Below are 22,604 nucleotides of genomic sequence, written 5' to 3'. Positions count from 1 at the left end.
CATCACTTCATTCACCCACACCCTGCACTCTGAGGCAACGTACCTTACAGTACAGGGGCATGAGCACCTGCACAAAAGTCAGAGGGTGAACCGTGTGAAAGTACTATTCACATTTTTTGTTCCAAGCGGCGGTGTGGATACTTTAAACCGATTGCGTACAGCCGTTCTGCAACGCCATGGCATCGAAGCGCATGTATTGTATCTGTACCCTGGCTCGGGAATGCAGAACAATACCAGCACGCCGGTCTTCACCGCTTCCAGTGATGAGGAAATTCACAGTTTGATTCATCATCATCGTTATGATGCCATTATTGTTACCTCCGATATTGCCATGCCGGGCAGATTAAGAGCCCTCGGGTATAAAGGACGCATTATCTATGAAGCACAGGGACTCGGTACGCGTGAACAGGCTATGGAAACCATTCAGATGGGAGTACCTTATCTTCAAGCCCACTGTAATGCTGCGGTCATTCCTCCAACAGATCATTTACTGGAGCTGTTCATTCATATGTGCCCTTGGCTTCACCGGTTTGTCATTCCCAATATGCTGGATACCAATACCTTTGCCCCAATTTCGGTGGATACTCCTCCCTATCCGGTACTTGCATGGGTAGGAAGGCTCGAACACAATAAAAACTGGCGGGAGTATTTGATGATATCCAGCGAAATCATTAAAAAAATTCCAAAAGCCAGACTATGGTTTTTCCATGATCCGACCTTGGCTAATCCGGAGGACGAGGTCATGTTCCGTCACATGCTTGCAGAATACGGGCTTGAAGATCGGATTGGCATCTTTATCAACGTGCCCCATTCCCAGATGCCTACATTCTACTCCATGGTTGCAGCTTCCGGGGGTATCATGCTGTCCACATCCCTACTTGAAGGCTTTGGATACGCCGTTGCTGAAGCCATCAGCTGCGGATGCCCGGTTCTCAGTACCGATTCGGATGGCGTAAGGTCCTTTATTACTCATAACCGAACAGGAAAATTCTATCCGATAGGCAACGTGAAAACCGCTGTATCTGAAGCGGTAGACCTTATGCGCAACAAAAAGCTGCGGGAATATATACGCATTCAAGGCAGACAGCATATGGCCATCTCCTTCTCCCCTGACCGATACGCCACTTCATTTCGGGAAATGATGACTGCCTTGAGCATTTTCTTTTAAACAAAACAAAAAGGCAGTTCAGAAAGATGCTCTGAACTGCCTAAACATTAAATTCATGAAATCAGATTATAAGAATTAGTGTCCCATCATCATTGCAGGATCAGGCTGATCCCCTGTTTGAAGGGATTCTTCCTCCATCCGTTTTGGTTTGCGCAGGATCAGACTAAGCAGGCATCCAAACAAGGCAATACACGCTGCCAGGAAGAAGGTATCGTTGAAACCAGCCACTAAGCCATTCACCACACTTGTAGCATCAGTAGCTCCAGCTGTATTGCTTGCAATATGGGAGGTCAGGAATCCGGTCAAGCCGGCAACTGCAAAGGACACAACCACTTGTTGTGCAGCAGCAGTAAGCGGGGTAACCCGACCTACCAGCTTACGTGGAGCAGCATTCAGTACATGCGTATTGAGTGGCATCATGGAGAAACCCATACCCAATCCCATCATGACAAGGCTAAGAATGATCAGGCCAAGGCCCGTTTCCGCCGTAATCGATGACAGAATAAACAGTGCACCCGAGATGATACCCAGACCCACGAAAGCGAGTGGTCTTGCACCAATTTTATCAAACAAACGTCCACCAAGCGGCATACCCACACCCGAAGCCAGCGCCTGCGGGAGCAGAATGAGCCCTGTTTCCAATGCAGTATAGCCTTTAATTTGTTGCAGATAAAGTGGAATCAAAATCATTGCACCAAATAAAGCGACTTGTGATACCCATGCCAGAATAATACCCCGTGTGAAATCAGATGATTTGAACACCCGAAGTTCCAACAGCGGATTTTTGTGACGAAGCTCCACGATAACGAATAAGATCAGCGCTACGCCTCCGACAATCACACCTGTCAGTGTTGTTGCAGACGTCCAGCTTGTTCCGCCTTCACTTACACCGTATGCGAGCATCGAGAATGCGATTGGTGCCAGAATCATACCAAGCAGATCAAGCGCAGGCGTGCGTCCACGATCCGTATCCGGCAGGAATTTGATACATAGAATAAACGCGGCAATACCAATCGGCAGATTGATCAGGAAGATCCAGTGCCAGCTGAATGACTCAATGAACCAGCCGGATAATACCGGACCCAGCGCAGGGGCCAACAGCATCGGAATCCCGAGCATACCCATGATAGAACCTCTTCTTTCAGGAGGAGCCAGACGGAATACCATCGCCATACCAATCGGCGCAACCATACCTCCGCCAAGCCCTTGGATGATACGGTAAATAATCAATTGTTCAGGAGATTGCGCAATCGAACACAAGACTGAACCCAGAGTAAACATCGCGATCGTGAACAGAAATACTCTTTTGGCACCAAATCGGTCGGTCAACCATCCCGCCAGCGGAATGACGGCTGACAAGGCCAACGTATATCCTGTAACCGTCCATTGAATGGTCTTCAAATCGGTCTCAAAATATTGAACCAGATTCGGAATTGCCACGTTAACCACCGTGCTGTCCAAGATGACCATAATCATCCCAACAATAATAGCCAGTAGCGGCAGAATAATCGTTTTAATTGAGAACTCCGCCGGGTCCTGGGGCACTGCTGTTTGTTGTTTCACTCTCTCCACTCTCTTTTCCGGCCTGGAGGCATTATCTTTGTATGTGTCTCTCCATCGGCCTTATATTCACGACGTTTCAAACCCTTGTTTTAAACCGTCGTTTTAAACTTTTGTTTAAGCATAGGTTAATTCTAATGAAAATACCTTTGCTGTCAAGCTATTTTTTATTGGATAACGAATCACGTATGTATGCCAAAAAATGGACCAGGTTTTCTCCTGCCCCACCCCATTGGTTAATCGATGCTCATTATGGTGACCTTTGCTAATCTGCCAATTTGATCATCTGATGCTCCGAAAGTATACCCAAGGTCTGGCCTTGGTCACTTCTGCAGTATATTCGAATAACCAGATGACTTGGTATAGAACTGTTGCTAATGATGCGCAGTTCGCACGGATCGGATGAGACCGCGAGATTATGAATAATGTGATTTCCTGTGTCAGCCCCAATCCGGCAAAGATAGCGATACAACTCCCCACGGGTGTGACTGATTCCTCCGACAAAGATATCCACATCGTCATTTCCCACAAATGACAATTCAATGTCCATATATCTCACCGGTACAACGGTTTGCAGCAAGTTTTCGTGAATCTCCAGTACATATGCGGCCACGGTATATCCCTCCTCTAAAGCAGAGTTGAACCTTTCTCTAGATATGGTATGCCTGCTCTCGTCCATTGCTATTTGCAATCACCCATTTTAATTAATTCCAACGAAATGCCCACCCTTTTGTCTGCTTTTTTTCATAAACTAACAGGATAGAAGATCGGCCTGTACAGGCCGTGACAAGGAGGTACCTATGAGAGTTCTGCTCGTGACTTATTGGGAGCTTACACAGATGGGTGGAATATGGACATATGTGAAACAGCTGGCTGACAGGCTGATGGCTCTTGGCGTAGAGGTGGATATTATGGGCACCAACGGAGCCAAAAATGAAGTGTACATTCGCAATCTCAATCGTTCCTTCTCCAAAGATAAGGTATGGCCCATGCTTCAAGCCAAGCTTAATCCGACAGATTTGCCTCAATTCACTGCCGATTCTCTCGTGGCTTATTATGAATTGAACAGGTATGCCTTTGAGATGGGAGCTGCCTATCTCGGCGTTGATCATTATGATGTCATCCATGCGCAGGACCCGGTAGCAGCAGTTGCAATGAGACGTATATTAAACCGCAACACACCCATGGTAACGAGTTATCACGGGGCGCTTGCGCGCGAAGCCTTTTACGATGCTCAGAACTCTAACGCGAAGCTCACACTTCCCGAATACTTGCAATCCAAACGCGGACGTTACTTTCTGTCACTGGAAGAGCGAAGCGCTGAACAATCCCAGCTTATTCTGGTCTCCAGCCATTGGATTAAGAGCACACTTACGGACCTCCATGTTCCCGAGTCCAAATTTCGAATTATTCCTTATGCTGTAGATATTCCGGCCTACCGTGCCCAAGCAGCAGTCAAGTTCCGTCAGAGGAAGACAGCGGGCAAAAAAGTGATCGCCTTTACGGGCAGACTGGAGCACATCAAAGGGGTTCATATTCTGGTCAAAGCACTCTCCAGCCTTAAGAAGAATCGCTCGGATTGGGTCTGCTGGATTGCTGGGGAAGGCAATCTGATGGAGGATTTGCGCTCCCTAGCCAATGATCTTGGGGTAGGTGCTGACATCGTTTTCTGGGGGAAACTCGACAACATCCCTTCATTCCTACGCCATGCTGACATTTATGTACAGCCCAGCTTGCAGGATACGCAGCCTTTCTCGGTTACAGAGGCTCAGCTCGCCGGATTGCCTGTCATTGTCAGCGGTACGGCAGGCATGCCTGAGATGGTGCAGCCTGAACATACTGGTTGGGTCGTTCCACCACAGGATGTCGAAGCCCTTAGTGCACTGTTAAATGCCCTTCTGCAGGATGATGCTACCCGTGCAAAGGTAGGAGCAGCAGCCAAAGCATGGGCTGAACAACATCGTTCACTGGAGGAGATGGGGTTGCGCACGCTGCATGTCTATCAGGAAGCCATTCAGTTGGGAGGTCAGAGAATATGACACTGCTCGTCCCTAGTGATTTGTATAATCGTTGGTTCTCCACCCCTGTGTCGACGACGCATATCGAGGTGGATTACGCTGTAATGAACGAATTAATGAGGAAGCTGCCCAAAGGATACGTTTTTCCTGATCCGGCAACCATGCACATACTCACTTCCGAAAAAAATTAGAGTCAAGTAACTATACAAACAGGAACAAACAAGAGGATATTCGTTCATGCCGTAATCACTTTACGGCAACCGAATACCCTCTTTTTCTTGTGGTTCACTAGCTAGCTATTCGTGGTTTCTTCCATCACTTGTCACATCTACTTCCAGTAACCGCCAACCTGCAGCAGATTGAGTAATACGGGCCGATGCTTCGCTTGAACAAGTTCCATCTCGGCTTTCAATACCTCAAAGTGTTTCTTGGTTCCCATTGATTCATGAACCCGATAACACATCAGTGGCTCATTGTAATAGAACAGCTCATAGAGCGGAAACAGTCTCAGCCACATCTCATAGTCATGCGTGTAGCGAAAATCGGTGTCAAACATGCCGAACTTTCGAAATGCATCCATCTCAAGCATCACCGTGCAACCGTTGATTGGGCAACCTTCGGTCAGCACCTGAAGCATCTCCAGACGACTCCCTACTTCTGGTCTCACCGTGTCCATCCATTCGCTGTTCGCATCTACATAATGATAGGCACCGTGACAGAACGAAGCCTTGACGTCAAGCATGAACTTCAGTTGTTTCTCTACCCGGTCCAGCAACATCACATCATCGGAGCTGAGCCAGACAAAGTAATCACCTGTCGCCTGTTTGATTCCCTCGTTTAACGCGGTTGCTGTTCCACCATTCTCTTTTCGAATATAGTGAATGCGATCCATGAATGGTTGCAGCCGCTCCACATGCTTCGTAGAGCCGTCATCCACCACAATGACCTCAATATGCGGATACGTCTGGTGAATGGCGCTGTGAACAGCCTGCTCGATATACGCACAATTATAAAAAGGAATGACAATTGATACCTTGGGCTCCATTCGGTCCTCCCCTTTCTCCGCGTGAATATTACCATTCTCCCTATTATATGAGGATAGATCCGTTAGGTATCGGGCATCTGTTGCATAACGACTCATAAATTACGTATATGAGCATTTTGCATTAATCCAAAGAGTGGCTTTCCATCAGTAAGATTCTGATAGAAATGCATATAAATAAAGAGGGCGTTATTCGGCCAACTTGCGGCCTCCATAACCCCCACCAAAGTTCTTTATCCCCCCATGGCAGCAATCCGCTGCAACAAAGGCTCCCGATATCTGGACCATACCATGGAGGCCTCCCGACCGATGGCATCCGCATGGCGTACTGTCCCCATTCCCCCATGCCGTCGATATGCCGTAAGCGATTCGTTCAGATATGGAAACCGATGGCCGTTCAGCAAAATACGCATCCATAGATCCAAATCATGCGTATAAGGCAACAGTTCATTGAACAGACCCACCCCACTAAAGAGATCCTTGCGAATCATCACAGTACAGCCGTTCACCGGATTGCCGTATACGAAGAGGCGCAGCCACTCCGGTTCGGCCACCGGTTCTGCTCCCCCGTTTAACTTGGTCACCGCTGAATGCTCATTAATGTAATTAAAGTTGGTATGTGAGATGAGCACATTCTCCCGTTGCATAAATTCAACCTGATGACGAATCTTATCCGGATATAAGAGGTCATCCGAACTCAGCCAGGCGACATAGTCCCCGGAGGCATGACGGATGCCGTGATTCAGAGCTGAAGCTGTGCCGCCATTACTTTTGCCCAGAACATTAATGTATGGAAGATAAGGCTGAAGCAGATCCGCATGCCGGGTGGAGCCATCGTTGACGATAATGATTTCCACATCGGGATACGTCTGGTTCATCGCACTTTGAATCGCTTGAGGCACATATGGACAATTGTAAAACGGAATGACAATGGACACTCTTGGATTCATCCAGTGGACCTCCCTTGCTGAGTACGAACATCGCTCAGAATGTCCTGAAGAGATTGGGCAAAAGGAATCAGTGGCTGCCAGCCCAACTTGCGCAGCAGTGACATCTCCTCCTGCTCTCCAGCGCCGTCCGGACCAGAAGAAGCTCCGTCCCAGCGTACGGGTACTTTCGCTTCAGTCATGGTCAGCAGCGTATCCGCTATTTCACCCAGGCTTCTCTCTTTGCCCGATACGACGGGGTAAACGGTGCCTGACGTACCCTGAACAAGCAAGGTTGCGTAGGCCCGAACCGCATCCCGTACATCCAGAAAATCACGGGTATTATCCCGGCCAGATAGACGGAAAGGCTCCGTTTTACCTTCCTGTTCACAGGCGACAACATGACGTGCCAGCAGCGAACATATCCCTGTTGAAGGACCTGCACCGATCAGATTGCCCGGCTCTGCCAGCATAATTTGCTGTCCAAAGAGGGACATCCACGACAGCGACACCATCTCCTCCAGTGCTTTGCTGAGACTGTACGGGTGGGGAGGGTGCGGAGGCCGACCGGGTTCAGGTGTGTATTTTAACCGGGAACCTACAATAACGGTCCGTGCCGCTGGGCAGCTCCGGAGAGCATCTAGCAGATACAGTACAGCCATCACATTGGTCTCCAATACTAGTAGCGGATCGGACCAGGACTCCGGCACCGAATTTTTGCCTGCGAGATGCAAGGCATAGTCCGGTTTCACCTCGTCAATCAAATGACGAACTTGCTGTTTATCATTCAGATCACAGACATGCACAGCTACACCATCGCCGAACAAATGCACTTCGACTCGCCTGACCACCGCTGTAACTACTGCACCAGCTGCCCGGAAATAAGCGACCGCATGCCGTCCGGTAAAACCGGACGCACCTGTGATCAGCACCTTTTTGCCTGTCAGCTCTGCTCCATCCATAATGCCAGCTCCTTCAGCATTGTAGAATAATCCGGAAGGTCTGTCTTCACGTCCTCACGTGTGGACACCAGCGTACGATCCTGCACTACGCTATCATCCGGTACGACAACAACATCCTGCTTATTCCATGTCTGTTGGAACAGGAGAAGCAGATCATGCTTGCTGACAGGTTTCGGATGAGCCAAATGAATCAGACCGCTAAGCGGGGACGACAGATAATGATCTACCCATTTGGCCAATTCAAGGGTGGTTACCCCATTCCAGAAGACACGTGTATATCCGCCAACTTCCCCTGTAGTGGACATGAACCAATGCATCAGACCGATGCCACCCTTCCGAATTTCAGGTCCAATAATGGACGTGCGAATCGTCAGATGTCCAGCATCCTGAACTTCACCCAATGCTTTTGTGATTGCATAGGCAGATGTTCCATCGGTAACATCATCCTCTCGGTACGCCCCTCGATCCCCACTAAACACACAATCTGTACTGATGTGAATTAGGCGTGCGCCGATCGTGTCGGCAACCCGCCGCAAACGATGTGGCAGAAATCCATTAATGTGATAAGCGGTAATTTTGTCTTCATCTGCAAAGCTGTTCAAAACACCCACTGCGTTAATGATGACATCCGGATGCACCACCTCCACCAGACGGTCGACCATAAAGCAGTCATTTACATCCAACAGAAGACCATTAGGGTCCGATACATCACGGGTCGTGTAGAAAACGCTATGCACGCCTTGACGGCGGAAATAGTCGACCAAAATATGGCCGGCCATTCCGTTCCCCCCAAGTATCAGCAGCTTCATGACAGAAATCCTCCGCGTTGCAGAATGTCACGAATCTCCTGTTTGGTCATTAGCTGATGCTCAGAACTGAAGCTGCTGAAGGATACTGGAGGACAATTCGTATAATGCTCCTTCAACCCCGGTATGCCGAGTGTAGGCAAGATCACCAGATATTGCTCATCGTATACAACGGTTGTCATGCTCTCGAATTCACTCATCAGTATTTCATGAATCTTCTCGCCTGGCCGGGTGCCACGCTCCACAATGGACACATTCTCCACACCTGAATCCTCAATCAACACTTCAGCGAGATCCACAATTTTGCACGTCGGCATGGTCATAACAAAAATCTCGCCACCCACGCTTTCCACCGATGCTTTGAAAAGCAAGGTGATGGCATCTTTCAAGGTCAGAAAGAACCGCGTCATGTTCATGTCGGTAATGGAAACTTGACCTTTCTGACGAATCTGATTTTTGAACAAATGCACAACACTGCCATTCGTTCCAAGTACATTGCCACCACGTACAGTGACAAATCGCGTATTGCTGTGGAGCAGATTGGCGTATACGATCAACTTCTCTCCGATCGCCTTAGTCATGCCGTAGAAATTGGATGGATTAGCGGCCTTGTCGGTCGAGATGTAAATGACTTTTTCCACATTATTTTCAATTGCAGCTTCGATGACATTTTGTGTGCCGATCACATTGGTTTTGAGTGCTTCGTAGGGTTGATCTTCACACACTGGAACATGCTTGAGCGCTGCGAGATGAAACACATAATCCACCTGTTGACAGGCAACCGTCAACGCTTCCTTGTCTCGAATATCACCAATGCGAAAATGAAGACGCGGGTCTTCGAATTCACGGCTCATCGCCACTTGGCTGGACTCATTCCGGGAGTATACAATAATCTCCTTGGGCTGCTGGGGCAACAGTTGAGCCACAAGTTCATAACCCCATGATCCCGTACCGCCAGTTACGAGTATACGCTTATTTTCAAACATGCATTTTCCCTCCAAGCAGAAATTTGACCACTTTACTGGATACATCGGTTGCTTTGTAGCCTTGTGGACAATCCCAGTCGTTTGACATTTCGATCATTACTTTCACACAGCCCGCAATACGCTCCGCATCCAGACCTGAGACCACGTTGCTGCCGCAATCCACCGTCTCCGGTCGTTCTGTTGTGCGACGCATGGTTACCGTAGGCACACCCATAATGCAGCACTCCTCCTGTACGGTACCACTGTCCGTAAGTGCACAGCGTGCATGTCGTTCCAGCATCACGAAGTCGAAAAAACCGAATGGTTCGTGAAATTCCACCAGCGGGTGCATCTCCAGTTGCAGATGCTCGGCAATTCGAATAGCCGTTCGAGGGTGAATGCTGCATATGACTCGCATGGCATGTTCTTCAGCAACCTGGTTCAAACCTTTCATGATCTCCAGCAAATGAGGAGGGTGATCAACATTCTCTGCCCGATGGGCCGTAACCAAAAAATATTGCCCGGACTTCAGCTTCAATTTTTTCAATATTTTGCTGGTACTCACCTGTGTGTCGTAGTGACGCATCACTTCATAGATCGGATTGCCTGTCAGCACAATTCGTCGACTGGGAACCCCTTCACTAACCAAATGTTTCTTGCTCTGTTCGGTATAAGGCATATTAATGGTTGAAATGGCGTCGATGACCCGGCGATTTTTCTCCTCAGGCACATCCAGATCAAAACATCGGTTGCCCGCTTCCATATGAATGACGGGTATGCCCATCCGTTCAGCCAACACAGCACATAATGCACTGTTCGTATCGCCGAGCAGCAGCACTTTATCCGGTTGCTCCTGATTTAATAAATCTTCCATTTGCGTAAACATCGAGGATAACTGCCGACCCAACGAGGCCGCTTCATCCTGAAGGACGTAGTCCGGCGCCCGCAAGCCCATTTCCTTGAAGAAAAGACCGCTGAGACTTTCCGTGAAGTTCTGCCCCGTGTGTACCAGAATATGTTTGGACGCGTACTGGTCCAGCTTGGAAATGATCAGGCTGAGCCGTATGATTTCAGGTCGCGTCCCCAGCACCGTCATGATCTTCATCGTAATCCCTGCCTTCATCGTCTATTGGATAATCTCCGGCGTACCCGGCTTCGTCTGGCTTTGCCAGGAGCACGTTTGCGAGCAGTCGGTTGCCCCACGCGTACACGTTTCTTTTTACGCGCCTTCAGCTTCCTTCTACCTGTTCCCGTCACCCGTTTCGTTCTGTCATGAACCCCACTGCGATGGGATAATCGCTGGTGACGGCTCCGTCCCGTTCTGCCGTTTGATCGGGTGTCTGTTGCTTCATGGACAAGTTGACCTATCGCAAGCGGAGGTAACGGTGAGAGCGGCAACGTCTGGATCACATTCAGTGGAAATAAAAGTGCCCGAACTGTAGCTGGTTCCAGAACCAGCACGGTTCGCAATTGCCCCTCGCCCCATGCGTACACTGGACCATTCGGAGGCTGAATATACGGAAACCATCCGGGAAAACGCGTTAACCACTGTGTCACCATCGTATGCAACTTTGCCCTGTAGGTTTCAATACCATAGAGCCTTTCCGCTTCTGTCCGATTGCGCCATCCGGTGTCGGAAGCCAGTTCAGGATCATTCAACAACGTTGTGGCCAGCGTGAACAGCGCTTGAGTATCACCCGGCGGAGCCAGAAATGCACCACTGCCTACCGATTCCAGCAATTCCTTCAATCCGCCCTGGGCAAATGCGATAACCGGTTTGGCAAAATAAAGCCCCTCCAGCGCGGTCATTCCGAATCCTTCTTTGACCATACTCGGGATAACAACGATATCCATAGCCGTATAGGCCAGTGATACGTTCTCTTCAAACGGCGTAAAGGTAAATCTCCGATAATAGCCGGATTTTTTCACCCGTGATACACATTCGTCATAGTACTTTTTGTCCGCTGATGTACCAATGATCCAGAAACGGCAGCGTGGATGGGTTTCGCACAATTGCAGAGCCATATCCACAAAAGGTTTCAGACCTTTGGCATCATATATAAAGGAAGAGATGTAACCAATGCAGATCTGTGATGGCTTGAAACCAAGCTCTTTGCGTTTGCGTTCCCTTAAGTGCACCCATCGATCTGGAGCTGGCAGAGACGGATCACAGGTTGGGGAAATCACGGTGAGTTTGTCGCTCATGCCCGCTTGTTTGAATGGGGTTATTGCCGTTTCGGAAATGCCTATGATCCAATCCGAGTAACGACCAATCATCTGTACAGCCTCGTTTGTATGTTCATTCTCCTGAATAATTTCGGTAATCTTCCAGATAACCGGAATTTGCAGAGACTTTGCTGCTACAGCTGGCATCACGTTGACACAGGTATTCGTTAACACCAGTTCAGGCGCAGTCTCCCGGATAAGGGAGACCACATCCTGATAGGCTGGTGATTGGCGAAGCTGTTCTGCATCCGTTGCGATTCCCCGGTAAGGTGTGTACACACCGTGAAGCATCGGCAGGAAACATATTTTGACCTGAATACCGAACCTCCGCGCAAATCCGGCGAGCTTACCTTCCTGAGGCACGACAAGTACACAATCGAAGATGGTACCCATTTCCCTCATAAAATGAAGCAGCAGCTTCTCCGCCCCCGTAATGCTGCGGGTGTTGCACACATGGGAAAACAACATGAGTTTGGGTTTAGTCGCCATGGCTGCACGGACCCTGAATACGAATGTCAGGGTGCTGTGCACACCTCCTTCCGGACAGGATTAAGGGAATATAATACTCAGCAGTTCGTTGATTCTTTTTCCATACGTGTGATCCTTTAATGTCCGTTCCAGCCCTCGAAGTGCAATCTCACGGCGCTCTTTCTCATGAGTGAGATAGTATTCAACCTTATCAAGCAGCTCCTGAGGGGAAGAGTAGGTCTCGATTTCTACACCTGGTTTATAGAAACGTGCCAGATCATCCCGTGCATCGGTCAATTGAAGGGTCGTCGAAGCCGCAATTTCAAATGTTCTCGGATTCGGAGAGGCTGGTGGAATTTTAACATGGTTGTTATTGACGGAATCGTCTTCGTGGGAACGGTGAAGGTTGATGACAATTTTAGTGCCGTTATAAACATCGTTCGTTTCCTGAGGACTCATCCAGCGACCCAATTCAATCTTCTCACCGTAAGCAGCATAGTCAGGCAGACGGTCCCACCAGATGCCATTAAACACAGTATTGTGTGACATCAGCTGTGCCATGATCGGATTAAAGAAATACACCCGGTTCCAGTAAGCCGAACCGATAAAGCTGACTTCCCGGTGGAGTGAAGACGGCGTTGTAATTGGGAAGTAGTGGTTGGTAAAGGCAGCAAACGGCAGGTAGTGTACTGAAGGGCAACCATTCTGCCGATACAGATCCACACAGTTCAGTTCCAAGGTGAACACATGGTCGAAATGCTGCACTGTCTCAAGCGTCATATCCGTATAGTACGGATCATCGGTAAGCCAGATCGCCGTCCGAATGCCTGCTTGCCGAATTGCATCCAGATGCTCCATTGGAATATCCATGCCATCCAACACAAGCACAAGATCAGGCCGGGTTTGCAATGCAATTTCCGATACAGGCTGGCGTGGATCGGAAAGAGTTACCTGAGCAACCATGCCCTGTAATGTGGCCATGATTGCCTCATCCAGTGGAGAGTACGGGAAACCTTTACCTGAAGATACGTAAAGGACGTGGATCTGTCGAAAAGGCAATGGTTCCTGTGCACAATTGACTATATAGTTGGCACGGCCGCGAAGATATCCTTCTTCCTTACCCGCATCATATCCGGCATGTTGCCCGTTTTTGCGTGCTTGGTCAGCCAGACTGAGCACTGGTGCATGAGACTTTCTCGTTTTACGGTGTTTGAGAGACATACCGCCACTCCTTTTATTTTTGGGATAGGATTCTCTAACTCTTGCTGTTCTGCAGAAAGTGATTTACACGTGTTCCAGCAGCTGAGCAATACGACGAGTGAACGTATGCTGGTTCAGTGTGGTAAGCAGACCACGCCAAGCTAGGGCTCGCCGTTCCTCTTCATGGTGCAGATAATATTTGATTTTGTGCTGAAGTTCAGCCGCGGTTGTAAAGGTCTCGATGTCATATCCAGGCCGGTAGTAGCGTGGCAGATCATTGCGTGCATCCGTTATCTGCATCGTGCCACAGGCGCTGATCTCATACGTCCGCGGATTAATGGAATGACCTTGAAGATGATGCGTATTGCGATTGTCTTCCCCATTCTCGCAAGTCCGGTGAACGTTAATCACGATTTTGGCGCCATTGTAATAATCCACTGTTGCTCCCGGATCAATCCAGCCCTCATGGATAAATTGGCCCATGATGTCGAAGCGTTTCAGCCGGTTCCACTGACTGCCGGCAATGAATACCTTTTTGTCCGCCAGAAAAGGAGCCAGCTCGTCGAACAGTGCAATTCGATTCCAGAATCCGGTACCGATAAAACAAATGTCATACTGATGCTGCGGCCCCGTACGCCTTGGCTGAAACATCCCCGGGTTCACTGCCAGTGGCATATAGACCACCCGACCCGCTCCATGTGCAGTATAGAACGGCACAGCCGCTTCCTCATGCGTGAACACAACATCATAATGCTGGCAAATGCTTGTCGTATCTTCGGTAAAATAAGGGTCATCCACAAACCATACTGCTGTTCGAATTCCCAGTCCCCTTATACCATTCACCTGTTCCAGATGATCGGGGGGAAATACGTGTAGTCCATTCATGACCAGCACCAGATCGGGCCTGTGCTGGCTGGCTTCCTGCAGCATGTTTGCCGGCGATCCGACAACACATTCACGAACAGATTGCTGCAAGGCTCCAATGACGCCTTCATCGATGGCATCGAATCCTTGCGGAATGTACAGCACTTTCATATTCCGCACGGTCGGCTCAAACATCTGCACTCGCTCCATCATGGCCTGACAGCCGCCAAATCTGCAGCCTTCTGCATACCCGCCACGGTAAGCCGTCTCCGCTTCTGTAGGCGGCCGGTGTCGTCGTTTTGCCACATCCTTCACCCTGTCTTCCTTCAGGAGATCCCACTTTCAGATTCTCCCCGAGATTGGTGTTCCCTCTAAAGGATATGCCCCGGGGTCAGATGCATCATGGACGGGTGTCCTGCAAGGCGCAAAATTGGCGTCTGCCCTCCACATCCGCCTGCACGGGCATGTCCGCTTTTGCGGCGATACAAATAACCCGGAGGGATCCGTCCCCCCGGGCAATCGTCATACACTGGACATGCATCTATAGTCATCCGAAAATGCACACCTACTCTGTTACTGTGCTTTGTAAGCCAACTGATGTCCGTCCTCGAATCCCTTGGCGAAACCCGCGTTGAATCCCTCGTTGTACGCCTCGTTGTACCCCTGGCTGTACGCGCTGTCCGGGTTCGGATCGGTAGGGGTAGCCGGGACGAACGGTTGCGCCGGCTTCACACTCCGGTGCCGTCGTACCGCACGTTTCTTTTTTTTGAGCCACGCACTGCGTCCTTTGAGGGTACGTTTGTGCAGTACACGTTTGCCTTTGACCGCACGTAGTTTACGGATTTTACGCAGACGGGCCCCGCGAGCAAGCAGAGCTCTTTTGGTTCTCAGACGTATTTTTTTCTTCTTTAACATGTCAACATTCCTCCTGTATGTTCCGGACCATGCGTATCGCATATCCAGGGTCTTTGAGCCATGGCACACCAGGCTCCCCATGCTGGATTCGGGCCAATTGAATCCCCGTAACCATCCGGGACATCTCTTCTTGATAACGGCTCAGCAAACGAATGTTCTCGGCCAGACTGCGGGCGGATACTTCCGAGTGGGCAGACACGCTGGCCACACTGTCCAGAATGCGGGCGAGCGCCTGCTGACTGTGTGCAATGGACTCAATGAGGGACAGTTTCGCTTCCTGCTCACGCCGCAACAGACTCATTTTCCGAGATCCCCCATATCCATACCGCCAAACATGCCACCGTCCATGCCGCCTTCTTCACTATCGTTCTGTACCATGATGGCCTTCAGGTTGTTGCATAATCCGGTTTCCATTCGGGTCAATCCTTCCAGTATTTCCACCAGCTGATCATGCATTTTGAGTGGCTCTGCCACCTGATCGCTATGCGTCAGAAAAGCCTCACCATTCAAATGATTTAACGCCCAGTTCCTTACCTTCTCGGCTTCAATCGCCTTGGCCTCCAAAATCAGGGCAATATTCCACTGCATCTTGGCTGCTGCGTCCAGCATCAGTATGAGACTTTGTTCTCTGCTCATGTCCATTCACCCGCCTTCCGGGCTTATTCTTCCTCTTGATCCGCCATTTCCCGCATCACCTGGGTCAGCGTTTCGGCTACGGCTTCTTCCAGGTCTGCCAGGCCTCCCAAATAGGAGATGATGCTTTTGTTGATTTGTCCCGAGCTGTCCAGCAGACCGTCAACGCCATCCAGCTCCGGTTCGATATCCGGCAAATGATTGATGATTTCAGACATGCGCACAGCGACTTGACGTTTGGCATCCAGTACACGCGCAACCTGCTGGTGAGAATGTGCAATATGTGTGAGTATTTCATCGATTTTGCTCTGCATGGTCCTCCTCCTTACCGTCACGGCCTGCTTCACCCATAGAAAAACCCGGCCTATCAGCATTTGCCTGCTACAGCATATGCCGGGCCGGGATCGTCAGTTACTCCAGCTTGCGCCTATATCGTCAGATGACATAACTCCAATCGGAAGAATATCGACTGAGGAATTGGCGGGTACGTTCCTGTTTGGGCCGCACAAACACTTCCTCCGGTGTGCCTTCTTCCACTACGGAACCCCCATCCATGAATACAACTCGATTTGCCACCTCACGGGCAAAACCCATTTCATGGGTGACAACAATCATGGTGATGCCTTCCTGGGCAATCGATCGAATGACCGACAGCACCTCACCTACAAGTTCAGGATCAAGCGCAGAGGTTGGTTCATCGAACAGAATTACCTCTGGATTCAGTGCCAGCGCCCGAGCAATGCCTACCCGCTGCTGTTGGCCACCTGACAGCATGCTGGGATACTCATTAATTTTGGCAGACAGACCCACTTGTTCAAGTACACGCAAGGCTCGTTCACGAGCATCTGCTTTGGACATTTTCTGGGCAATGATTAACCCTTCCGTTACGTTATCCAGCACCGTTTTATGTTTGAACAGGTTATAATGCTGGAACACCATTGCCGTTTTTCGCCGCAACTGCACAATGTCATGTTTGCGGGCATGCTTACAGTCTACGGTTAACCCGCTGATCTGTACCTTGCCCTCATCGGCACGTTCAAGAAAATTTACACAGCGCAGCAATGTCGTTTTGCCGGATCCGCTCGGTCCAAGAATGGCAACAACATCCCCCTGCTCCACAGTCAGATCAATACCTTTCAACACTTCCTGCTGACCAAAAGATTTGTGTATATTCGTCAGTGATATCATGACACCCCTCCTTTGCTGTACACGGCAACTTTGCGTTCCAGCAAAGCTGTAATTCGTTCGGCAATTACCGTCAGACCCCAGTAGATCAATGCGGCAGCAATGAAAGCCTCCAGGAATTTCAGACTGACTGAAGCCACTACATCCGCTTTGCCGAGAATATCCATCTGTGACACGGTAAATGCAAGAGTTGATCCATGCAGGAAACCAACAAACATGCTGCACAGATTCGGTAGAACCGCACCAACAGCCTGAGGTAAAATAATGCGTCTCAACGCCTGGGAGGTACTCATGCCCACGGCATGTGCAGCTTCCATCTGCCCGGTATCCACCGCCAGAATGCCGGAACGGATAATCTCAGACATATAAGCTCCCGCAGTTAACGAGAAGGCGAATAGCACAAACACCAGAATCGGAATGGAAGACGACTGAAAGGCCCAGCCGTAACGGGCTGCAAGCTTGTCGATGATCAGCGGAATCCCGTAATAGATTAGAAACAAGTGCATCAGCATCGGTGTCCCCCGGAAAAACGAGACATAGAAATCAGCGATTCGGTAGACCCAGGGAACTTTATAGATTCGAATTAAAGCCGTGACCAGACCAACGCCAAAGCCTGCGATCAACGGTACAATCGTAATGACGAGTGTCAGTGGCAATGCCTTTAGAATCTGGAAAAAAGATGTGTAGATAAAGTTGAAATCAATAGACATTCGCTCACCCCGCTATTCGTTTCAGGCGTTCAGCTCTTACCGCTGGCCCACGGACTTCTTTCTTACGTTCGTGACGCTGGAGTCTGCGTTCAGCGACAGCAAATCCTTTTTCAAGTACCAGCACAATAACATAGTAGACAACCGACAGACTGATATACACTTCAAGTGCATGCGATGTAGCCGAGATCAGCGTTTGCCCCCTGCCCACCATATCCATAACCCCAATCGAAAATGCAAGTGACGTATCCTTTAACGAGCCAATCAACGTATTTGCCATATTCGGAAAAGCAACAATGAGTGCCTGCGGAACCACAATCCGCCGAAACGACTGAAACGTGGTCAAGCCCGCCGCATAAGCTGCTTCCGTCTGTCCCTTGTCCACACTGCGTACAGCTCCGCGAAAGATTTCCGCAAAGGACGCTGCATCACTTAACGCATAAGTCACGATGACAAATACCAGCGGATCAGTCCTGGACAGATCGACTCCTATAGGCTTGAGCAATTCAGGTAATCCGTAGTAGACCAGAAACAACTTGATGAGAATCGGTGTGCCCCGCATGAAAGAGACGTACAGGGTCGCGAGCTGGCTCAGCACCGGAATCCGGTATAACCTCGGAACCGCCAGAAGCACACCGCCCACCAGACCGAGCACAATGGAACCACCCAGTACAATCAGTGTAATATGCAAATATCGCAGCAGTTCAGGGACGAAATCCAGAACCAATGACAGATCGAATGATTTACCCATAACCGTCGCTCACCTTTCTCAACGAACTATTCCTCAACCGTGTAATCGGCTCCCAGCCACTCTGTGCTCAATTTGCTCAATGTTCCATCTTCCTTGATTGATTTGAGCGCTTCATCAATTTTCGTTTTGAGTTCTTCCTCATCCTTGTTCAGAATGAAATACACTTTGGAGTTGGACAGAGCCTCTCCGACAGTCTTTAACTGTGCATTCACCACTTTATTCTGATAATCGATGGCAAACTGCGTGCTGATGGTTGCATCCACCCGACCTGTTTTGATTTGGGTATTCGTATCTTCCCCTGCTCCGGAATACACAATGTCGATGGCGTTCCCGTTCGCTGCATTCCATTTCTCAGCCAGTACAGCCGCATTACTCGTAGCGCCAACAATCAGTTTTTTACCTTTCAGATCCTCGATGGATTTTACATCCTGGTTTTTCTCGCTCACAACGATTTTATTAGGAAAAATGTTATATGCCTCATCATTAAAAAGGAACTTGGCCTGTCTCTCTTCATTCACTTCCATCTGGTGAGCGATCAGGTCTATTTTCTTCGTTTCAAGACTGAGCAGCAGGTTTTTGAATTCCATCGTACTGAACTCGAATTCATATTCTGGCAATCGTTTATCAATCTCGCGGATCAGTTCTACATCGTATCCCGTCAGCTTGCCATTCTCATCAATAAAGCAAACATTCGGGAATTGAGTGCCTGTACCCACTATGATCTTCTTCACTTTATCTTGACCGGACGCAGATGCGGAATCCGATTCATTCGATGCATTGCCTGAACTGCAACCCGCCAGTACCGCCAACATAGTAATGAACAGCAATGCTGTCCGAAATTTCTGAATCCCCCATTGATTAACCATTCCCGATCTCCTCCACAGGCTGTCATTTCAGCCAATATGATGTGTACTCCCATTCCTCATCTTCGATTTAACTAACCATTCACACTTGTATAGTCGGAATTAGGTTGAACAAAGAATAGCATCGTATATCATACCTAGGCAATATGTATGTTAATAGGACATCCTGATAACGTTATAGAACTTCTCTATGCTTCACCAATCCCTACATCAAAAAATAAACCAAAAGAAGCGATCCTCCAACGGGGTTGGGGATCGCTTCTTCAATTGCAGATCACATTAAATTCTAATACGCATCTATCTGCGACTAGCCCATTTAATTTTGCGAGCTACTTCTATACGCTGCAGTTGCAACAGTCCGATTCGTTCTTCAAACTTCTTGCGTTCATCCGTTGAATGGGCCGCGTGAATCTGGTGGCAGAGACCTGTCAGTTTACTGTTGATATAATCAAATCTCATCCATAATTCTTCTTCAGGTGTGCGCTGCTCCGCTTCCGGCTGAAATATTTTGAGCTGGTGGATAAGGGACTGCTGCCATTCCTGATCCTCGATTTGGATGGCAAAATGCAAAAGATCCAGATAGTCGTCGATTTGCAACGATATACCGCAATCAGGTTTCGTATTCATTAGTCGTCTCTCCTTATTTCAGTTCTTGGCTGGAATCAGTTAGTTCTATTTTACAGGATAGAGCATGGTTTAGGCGAGTCCTGAAACGAGTAAAATTGGAAAAAGTTTTGTCATTTTTACATATAGAAGCTTTCGATGGACTTATAGACAGATCTGATTCGAGAATTATATTCCAACCATGAATTTCATGATAAAATAACACCAAAATATTAAACCAACTTAACAGGTTGGAATAGTTAATTTTCATAGAAGGGATTGATCGATCATGACCGAACAATACCGATTGGCTACGCTTGAAGATGCTGAACAATTGCAGGCTGTTACCGTTGATGCCTATGAGACAATTCGGGCTCTGAACATTCCTTTTCCAGCCGGACACGCTACACTGGAAGTCATCCAGAATAATATTGTACAGCATGAATGCTACATTCTTGAAAAAGGGGGAGAAATCATTGCCACGGTTACCCTTGATCGAGCTGAAGATGTACAGCGGCAAGCTATCAGTCCTTATCCTTTTATCCGCTGGTTCGCGGTAAGTCCGGACCATAAAAGCCAGGGTTATGGCTCTAAACTATTGGATTGGGTTGAGCAAAATATCATTCTACAGAAGCTTGATGCTCCTGCCGTATTTCTGGCAACGGCGACCCGCCATCCCTGGCTTGCTCCCATGTATGAACGGCGGGGATATGAACCCTTCCATCACAAAACGGTACAGACACCTGAACGGCAGGAAGAGATTGTATTTATGATCAAAACGCTCGACCCTTCCCGTTATGAGACGCCTTCTGTTCAAACATGCTGAACAAATAGCGGCTTGGATGAACGTAAACATACATGATATACGATATACGTGGCCTGTGTAAATGAAAACCCGCTCCGAGGAAAGGTTCCTTGAGCGGGTTTTTAAATGCTAATCCTTATCGCTTTCACTTTAAATAGCCCACATCATGCCTTCCCGTCGCGCGGCTGTCGGGTTAAGAGCAGCATGATAAACGAAATGATAATAATAGAGCAGGTCCACATCCAGGCCATCGTCTGATTGCCCGAATCCACAGCAACATAGATCGCAGTGGGTACGGTTTGCGTTTTGCCCGGAATATTACCTGCGATCATGAGCGTGGCCCCGAATTCCCCCAGTGCACGAGCGAAACCCAGGATAAAAGCTGTCATCAACGCTCTCCCTGCAAGCGGAAGTGAGATATAACGAAATACCTGCCGTTCATTCGCTCCGATGGAGCGGCCTGCATCTTCCAGATCCCGATCAATCCCGCTAAAGCCGGATTTCATCGTCTGATATACCAATGGGAAAGCAACCACTACCGAGGCAATCACGGCAGCCCACCAAGAGAAAATGACAGGTGCGGAGAAGATGGCTTCAATCCACTGTCCGAGCAGGCTCTTACGCCCCAGTAACACGAGCAATATAAATCCGACCACGGTCGGCGGAAGCACGAGCGGAAGCATAAATGCCGTTTCCAGAACAATTTTGCCACGGAACGAGGTACGCGACATCTTCCAGGCCACAGCGATGCCAAACACTGCTGCGATCACACTGGACAACAGCGCAACTTGAAGGGATAGACGAACCGGTGGCCAGAATACCGCCCAGTCTATTGCGCTCACATTCATTCCAGAATGGAGAACCCGTACTTGGCAAATACATCAAGCACTTCAGGCGTTTGCAAATACGTGTAGAATTGTTCTGCTTCTGTCCGGTGCTTCGTACCTTCAATAATCCCTACTGGATAATTGGCTGGTGTATAGCTGTTCTTGTCCACTTCAAATGCAATTTTCACCTGATCAGAAGTGAGTGCATCCGTTTTGTACACAAACCCCGCATCCGCATTGCCTGTTTCTACATATTGCAGAACCTGTCTGACGTCCTTGCCTTGTACAAGCTTACCCTCCAACTGATCCCATAGTTTGGCATTGGTCAATGCTTCCTTCGCATAGGTTCCAGCAGGTACACTTTCCGGTATACCAATCGCTACGGTCTTGATGGAATCCGCCGTCAGATCCTTCTCGCTTGATACGGTATCTGAACGATCCGCTGGAATAATGGCTACCAATGAATTTTGCAGTAAATTCTTCTGATCACCGGATGCAATCAATTTCTCATCCACGAGCGCGTTCATATTTTTGGTCGCAGCTGATACAAAAACATCTGCTGGCGCGCCTTGTTCAATCTGCTGTTGCAATGCACCGGATGCGCCAAAGTTGAAGTTAAGCTCTACATTGGGATTCGCGGCTTCAAAATTCGTTTCAATTTCCTTCATGGCATCCGTGAGACTGGCTGCCGCTGAGATCGTTAGCTCCACCTTTTCCTGAGGATCTGTTGCCCCAGCCGTTGAACTCTCACCTGATGTCGCTGGTGTTGAACCGGTTTGTTCCATTGCTGTGGATGTATCCTTACTGTCCGTACTTGCACCGCAACCGGCCAATACAAGAGCCAGTCCAAGTGACATACTCCCCAACACATATCCAATACTCTTTTTCATCTACTTCTCCCCCGATGTTATGTTTAGTTATAACTAGATATAATTAATTATATTTCATTATACATAAGATCATTGAAATAGGAAGGTAGTCTTTGGCGCACTCGTTGAAAGCCAAACCATCAATAGCTGAATTGTGGTGGGCGAGTTTTTCCCCTCTGGCTGTTAATGGTATAGTACAAGAGACCCCCGCGTTTATCCGGGATGATGAGCGTTGATGAAC

27 protein-coding genes are annotated in these 22,604 nt (G+C 48.8%); 4 read left to right on the top strand and 23 right to left on the bottom strand.

From position 1 onward, the window contains the following. The first annotated feature begins 94 nt into the window (after nucleotides 1–94). Nucleotides 95–1,168 (top strand): glycosyltransferase family 4 protein, encoded by a 1,074-nt coding sequence (locus tag MHB84_RS18860; protein ID WP_175381168.1) that lies wholly within the window; start codon nucleotides 95–97, stop codon nucleotides 1,166–1,168. A gap of 75 nt (nucleotides 1,169–1,243) precedes the next feature. Here MHB84_RS18860 and MHB84_RS18855 read toward each other — a convergent pair whose 3' ends face one another. Both MHB84_RS18855 and MHB84_RS18850 read right to left on the bottom strand, forming a co-directional pair. Beyond that, nucleotides 1,244–2,731: a DHA2 family efflux MFS transporter permease subunit gene (locus tag MHB84_RS18855; protein ID WP_076290832.1), complete on the bottom strand. Its 1,488-nt coding sequence runs from the start codon at nucleotides 2,729–2,731 to the stop codon at nucleotides 1,244–1,246. A 262-nt stretch (nucleotides 2,732–2,993) separates the two neighbouring features. Then, a complete protein-coding gene (locus MHB84_RS18850) occupies nucleotides 2,994–3,341 on the bottom strand; it encodes a hypothetical protein (RefSeq protein WP_076290834.1) in 348 nt (115 codons plus the stop codon). 187 nt (nucleotides 3,342–3,528) lie between these two features. On the opposite strand from MHB84_RS18850, the gene MHB84_RS18845 reads away from it, so the two are divergent. Continuing rightward, a complete protein-coding gene (locus MHB84_RS18845; RefSeq protein ID WP_076290835.1) occupies nucleotides 3,529–4,767 on the top strand; it encodes a glycosyltransferase family 4 protein in 1,239 nt (412 codons plus the stop codon). Next, the gene (locus MHB84_RS18840; RefSeq protein WP_170867946.1) at nucleotides 4,764–4,937 is read left to right on the top strand and encodes a hypothetical protein; all 174 of its coding nucleotides are present in this window, start codon (nucleotides 4,764–4,766) and stop codon (nucleotides 4,935–4,937) included. The genes MHB84_RS18845 and MHB84_RS18840 overlap by 4 nt, the downstream gene beginning before the upstream one ends. Before the next feature lie 137 nt (nucleotides 4,938–5,074). On the opposite strand, the gene MHB84_RS18835 is transcribed toward MHB84_RS18840, so the two are convergent. The 19 genes from MHB84_RS18835 to MHB84_RS18745 all read right to left on the bottom strand — a co-directional run bounded on the left by MHB84_RS18835 (nucleotide 5,075) and on the right by MHB84_RS18745 (nucleotide 19,886). Continuing rightward, on the bottom strand, nucleotides 5,075–5,791 hold the full coding sequence (locus MHB84_RS18835; RefSeq protein WP_076290836.1) for a glycosyltransferase: 717 nt from the start codon (nucleotides 5,789–5,791) through the stop codon (nucleotides 5,075–5,077). Between the two features lie 230 nt (nucleotides 5,792–6,021). Further along, nucleotides 6,022–6,738, bottom strand: coding sequence for a glycosyltransferase (locus tag MHB84_RS18830; protein ID WP_076290837.1), 717 nt, complete (start codon nucleotides 6,736–6,738; stop codon nucleotides 6,022–6,024). Beyond that, complete coding sequence (locus tag MHB84_RS18825) at nucleotides 6,735–7,676, bottom strand: NAD-dependent epimerase/dehydratase family protein (protein WP_076290838.1); 942 nt, start codon at nucleotides 7,674–7,676, stop codon at nucleotides 6,735–6,737. Before MHB84_RS18825 ends, MHB84_RS18830 begins: the two co-directional genes overlap by 4 nt. After that, nucleotides 7,658–8,485, bottom strand: coding sequence for a dTDP-4-dehydrorhamnose reductase family protein (locus MHB84_RS18820; RefSeq protein WP_076290839.1), 828 nt, complete (start codon nucleotides 8,483–8,485; stop codon nucleotides 7,658–7,660). The genes MHB84_RS18825 and MHB84_RS18820 overlap by 19 nt, the downstream gene beginning before the upstream one ends. Continuing rightward, entirely contained in the window at nucleotides 8,482–9,468 is a 987-nt protein-coding gene (locus tag MHB84_RS18815; protein WP_076290840.1) for a polysaccharide biosynthesis protein, read from the bottom strand. The genes MHB84_RS18820 and MHB84_RS18815 overlap by 4 nt, the downstream gene beginning before the upstream one ends. Further along, complete coding sequence (wecB, locus tag MHB84_RS18810; protein ID WP_076290961.1) at nucleotides 9,461–10,552, bottom strand: non-hydrolyzing UDP-N-acetylglucosamine 2-epimerase; 1,092 nt, start codon at nucleotides 10,550–10,552, stop codon at nucleotides 9,461–9,463. The genes MHB84_RS18815 and wecB overlap by 8 nt, the downstream gene beginning before the upstream one ends. 14 nt (nucleotides 10,553–10,566) lie before the next feature. Then, nucleotides 10,567–12,204: a glycosyltransferase family 4 protein gene (locus MHB84_RS18805; RefSeq protein ID WP_256716884.1), complete on the bottom strand. Its 1,638-nt coding sequence runs from the start codon at nucleotides 12,202–12,204 to the stop codon at nucleotides 10,567–10,569. An 18-nt stretch (nucleotides 12,205–12,222) separates the two neighbouring features. Beyond that, entirely contained in the window at nucleotides 12,223–13,362 is a 1,140-nt protein-coding gene (locus tag MHB84_RS18800) for a CgeB family protein (protein WP_246317951.1), read from the bottom strand. Nucleotides 13,363–13,425: 63 nt separating this feature from the next. Further along, nucleotides 13,426–14,520, bottom strand: coding sequence for a CgeB family protein (locus MHB84_RS18795; protein WP_076290841.1), 1,095 nt, complete (start codon nucleotides 14,518–14,520; stop codon nucleotides 13,426–13,428). 56 nt (nucleotides 14,521–14,576) lie between these two features. Further along, entirely contained in the window at nucleotides 14,577–14,756 is a 180-nt protein-coding gene (locus MHB84_RS18790; protein ID WP_125477307.1) for a hypothetical protein, read from the bottom strand. A 22-nt stretch (nucleotides 14,757–14,778) separates the two neighbouring features. After that, complete coding sequence (locus MHB84_RS18785; RefSeq protein WP_076290842.1) at nucleotides 14,779–15,120, bottom strand: hypothetical protein; 342 nt, start codon at nucleotides 15,118–15,120, stop codon at nucleotides 14,779–14,781. Nucleotide 15,121: 1 nt separating this feature from the next. After that, the gene (locus tag MHB84_RS18780) at nucleotides 15,122–15,421 is read right to left on the bottom strand and encodes a hypothetical protein (protein WP_076290843.1); all 300 of its coding nucleotides are present in this window, start codon (nucleotides 15,419–15,421) and stop codon (nucleotides 15,122–15,124) included. Then, a complete protein-coding gene (locus MHB84_RS18775; protein ID WP_076290964.1) occupies nucleotides 15,418–15,756 on the bottom strand; it encodes a restriction endonuclease subunit S in 339 nt (112 codons plus the stop codon). Before MHB84_RS18775 ends, MHB84_RS18780 begins: the two co-directional genes overlap by 4 nt. A 23-nt stretch (nucleotides 15,757–15,779) precedes the next feature. Beyond that, on the bottom strand, nucleotides 15,780–16,067 hold the full coding sequence (locus tag MHB84_RS18770) for a hypothetical protein (protein ID WP_024632560.1): 288 nt from the start codon (nucleotides 16,065–16,067) through the stop codon (nucleotides 15,780–15,782). A gap of 121 nt (nucleotides 16,068–16,188) precedes the next feature. After that, nucleotides 16,189–16,941: an amino acid ABC transporter ATP-binding protein gene (locus tag MHB84_RS18765; RefSeq protein WP_064635771.1), complete on the bottom strand. Its 753-nt coding sequence runs from the start codon at nucleotides 16,939–16,941 to the stop codon at nucleotides 16,189–16,191. Next, nucleotides 16,938–17,648 (bottom strand): amino acid ABC transporter permease, encoded by a 711-nt coding sequence (locus MHB84_RS18760; protein WP_076290844.1) that lies wholly within the window; start codon nucleotides 17,646–17,648, stop codon nucleotides 16,938–16,940. Before MHB84_RS18760 ends, MHB84_RS18765 begins: the two co-directional genes overlap by 4 nt. Before the next feature lie 4 nt (nucleotides 17,649–17,652). Then, nucleotides 17,653–18,396: an amino acid ABC transporter permease gene (locus tag MHB84_RS18755; protein WP_076290845.1), complete on the bottom strand. Its 744-nt coding sequence runs from the start codon at nucleotides 18,394–18,396 to the stop codon at nucleotides 17,653–17,655. Between the two features lie 26 nt (nucleotides 18,397–18,422). Next, complete coding sequence (locus MHB84_RS18750; RefSeq protein WP_076290846.1) at nucleotides 18,423–19,262, bottom strand: transporter substrate-binding domain-containing protein; 840 nt, start codon at nucleotides 19,260–19,262, stop codon at nucleotides 18,423–18,425. Between the two features lie 294 nt (nucleotides 19,263–19,556). Continuing rightward, nucleotides 19,557–19,886: a hypothetical protein gene (locus MHB84_RS18745; protein WP_063566659.1), complete on the bottom strand. Its 330-nt coding sequence runs from the start codon at nucleotides 19,884–19,886 to the stop codon at nucleotides 19,557–19,559. Between the two features lie 265 nt (nucleotides 19,887–20,151). On the opposite strand from MHB84_RS18745, the gene MHB84_RS18740 reads away from it, so the two are divergent. Beyond that, nucleotides 20,152–20,688, top strand: a complete 537-nt coding sequence (locus tag MHB84_RS18740; RefSeq protein ID WP_076290847.1) for a GNAT family N-acetyltransferase — start codon at nucleotides 20,152–20,154, stop codon at nucleotides 20,686–20,688. A gap of 143 nt (nucleotides 20,689–20,831) precedes the next feature. Here MHB84_RS18740 and modB read toward each other — a convergent pair whose 3' ends face one another. Both modB and modA read right to left on the bottom strand, forming a co-directional pair. Beyond that, the gene (modB, locus tag MHB84_RS18735; protein WP_076290848.1) at nucleotides 20,832–21,515 is read right to left on the bottom strand and encodes a molybdate ABC transporter permease subunit; all 684 of its coding nucleotides are present in this window, start codon (nucleotides 21,513–21,515) and stop codon (nucleotides 20,832–20,834) included. Further along, the gene (modA, locus tag MHB84_RS18730; RefSeq protein ID WP_076290849.1) at nucleotides 21,512–22,384 is read right to left on the bottom strand and encodes a molybdate ABC transporter substrate-binding protein; all 873 of its coding nucleotides are present in this window, start codon (nucleotides 22,382–22,384) and stop codon (nucleotides 21,512–21,514) included. Before modA ends, modB begins: the two co-directional genes overlap by 4 nt. Nucleotides 22,385–22,604 lie beyond the last annotated feature (220 nt).

Origin of the sequence: Paenibacillus sp. FSL F4-0087, from assembly GCF_038020215.1 — a bacterium.
In the GTDB taxonomy this organism is placed as follows: Bacteria; Bacillota; Bacilli; order Paenibacillales; family Paenibacillaceae; genus Paenibacillus; species Paenibacillus taichungensis.
The sequence above is the reverse complement of the archived record's forward strand: the minus strand, read 5'-3'. Positions and strand labels throughout refer to the sequence as shown.

Coding starts and splice junctions, on each gene's coding strand:
- MHB84_RS18845 (WP_076290835.1), top strand. CDS start 3,529: ATGAGAGTTCTGCTCGTGACTTATTGGGAGCTTACACAGATGGGTGGA.
- MHB84_RS18770 (WP_024632560.1), bottom strand. CDS start 16,067: ATGCAGAGCAAAATCGATGAAATACTCACACATATTGCACATTCTCAC.
- MHB84_RS18790 (WP_125477307.1), bottom strand. CDS start 14,756: ATGACTATAGATGCATGTCCAGTGTATGACGATTGCCCGGGGGGACGG.
- MHB84_RS18840 (WP_170867946.1), top strand. CDS start 4,764: ATGACACTGCTCGTCCCTAGTGATTTGTATAATCGTTGGTTCTCCACC.
- wecB (WP_076290961.1), bottom strand. CDS start 10,552: ATGAAGATCATGACGGTGCTGGGGACGCGACCTGAAATCATACGGCTC.
- MHB84_RS18830 (WP_076290837.1), bottom strand. CDS start 6,738: ATGAATCCAAGAGTGTCCATTGTCATTCCGTTTTACAATTGTCCATAT.
- MHB84_RS18825 (WP_076290838.1), bottom strand. CDS start 7,676: ATGGATGGAGCAGAGCTGACAGGCAAAAAGGTGCTGATCACAGGTGCG.
- modA (WP_076290849.1), bottom strand. CDS start 22,384: ATGAAAAAGAGTATTGGATATGTGTTGGGGAGTATGTCACTTGGACTG.
- MHB84_RS18765 (WP_064635771.1), bottom strand. CDS start 16,941: ATGATATCACTGACGAATATACACAAATCTTTTGGTCAGCAGGAAGTG.
- MHB84_RS18780 (WP_076290843.1), bottom strand. CDS start 15,421: ATGAGTCTGTTGCGGCGTGAGCAGGAAGCGAAACTGTCCCTCATTGAG.
- MHB84_RS18800 (WP_246317951.1), bottom strand. CDS start 13,362: ATGTCTCTCAAACACCGTAAAACGAGAAAGTCTCATGCACCAGTGCTC.
- MHB84_RS18740 (WP_076290847.1), top strand. CDS start 20,152: ATGACCGAACAATACCGATTGGCTACGCTTGAAGATGCTGAACAATTG.
- MHB84_RS18820 (WP_076290839.1), bottom strand. CDS start 8,485: ATGAAGCTGCTGATACTTGGGGGGAACGGAATGGCCGGCCATATTTTG.
- MHB84_RS18755 (WP_076290845.1), bottom strand. CDS start 18,396: ATGGGTAAATCATTCGATCTGTCATTGGTTCTGGATTTCGTCCCTGAA.
- MHB84_RS18760 (WP_076290844.1), bottom strand. CDS start 17,648: ATGTCTATTGATTTCAACTTTATCTACACATCTTTTTTCCAGATTCTA.
- MHB84_RS18815 (WP_076290840.1), bottom strand. CDS start 9,468: ATGTTTGAAAATAAGCGTATACTCGTAACTGGCGGTACGGGATCATGG.
- MHB84_RS18750 (WP_076290846.1), bottom strand. CDS start 19,262: ATGGTTAATCAATGGGGGATTCAGAAATTTCGGACAGCATTGCTGTTC.
- MHB84_RS18785 (WP_076290842.1), bottom strand. CDS start 15,120: ATGTTAAAGAAGAAAAAAATACGTCTGAGAACCAAAAGAGCTCTGCTT.
- MHB84_RS18835 (WP_076290836.1), bottom strand. CDS start 5,791: ATGGAGCCCAAGGTATCAATTGTCATTCCTTTTTATAATTGTGCGTAT.
- MHB84_RS18745 (WP_063566659.1), bottom strand. CDS start 19,886: ATGAATACGAAACCTGATTGCGGTATATCGTTGCAAATCGACGACTAT.
- MHB84_RS18775 (WP_076290964.1), bottom strand. CDS start 15,756: ATGAGCAGAGAACAAAGTCTCATACTGATGCTGGACGCAGCAGCCAAG.
- modB (WP_076290848.1), bottom strand. CDS start 21,515: ATGAATGTGAGCGCAATAGACTGGGCGGTATTCTGGCCACCGGTTCGT.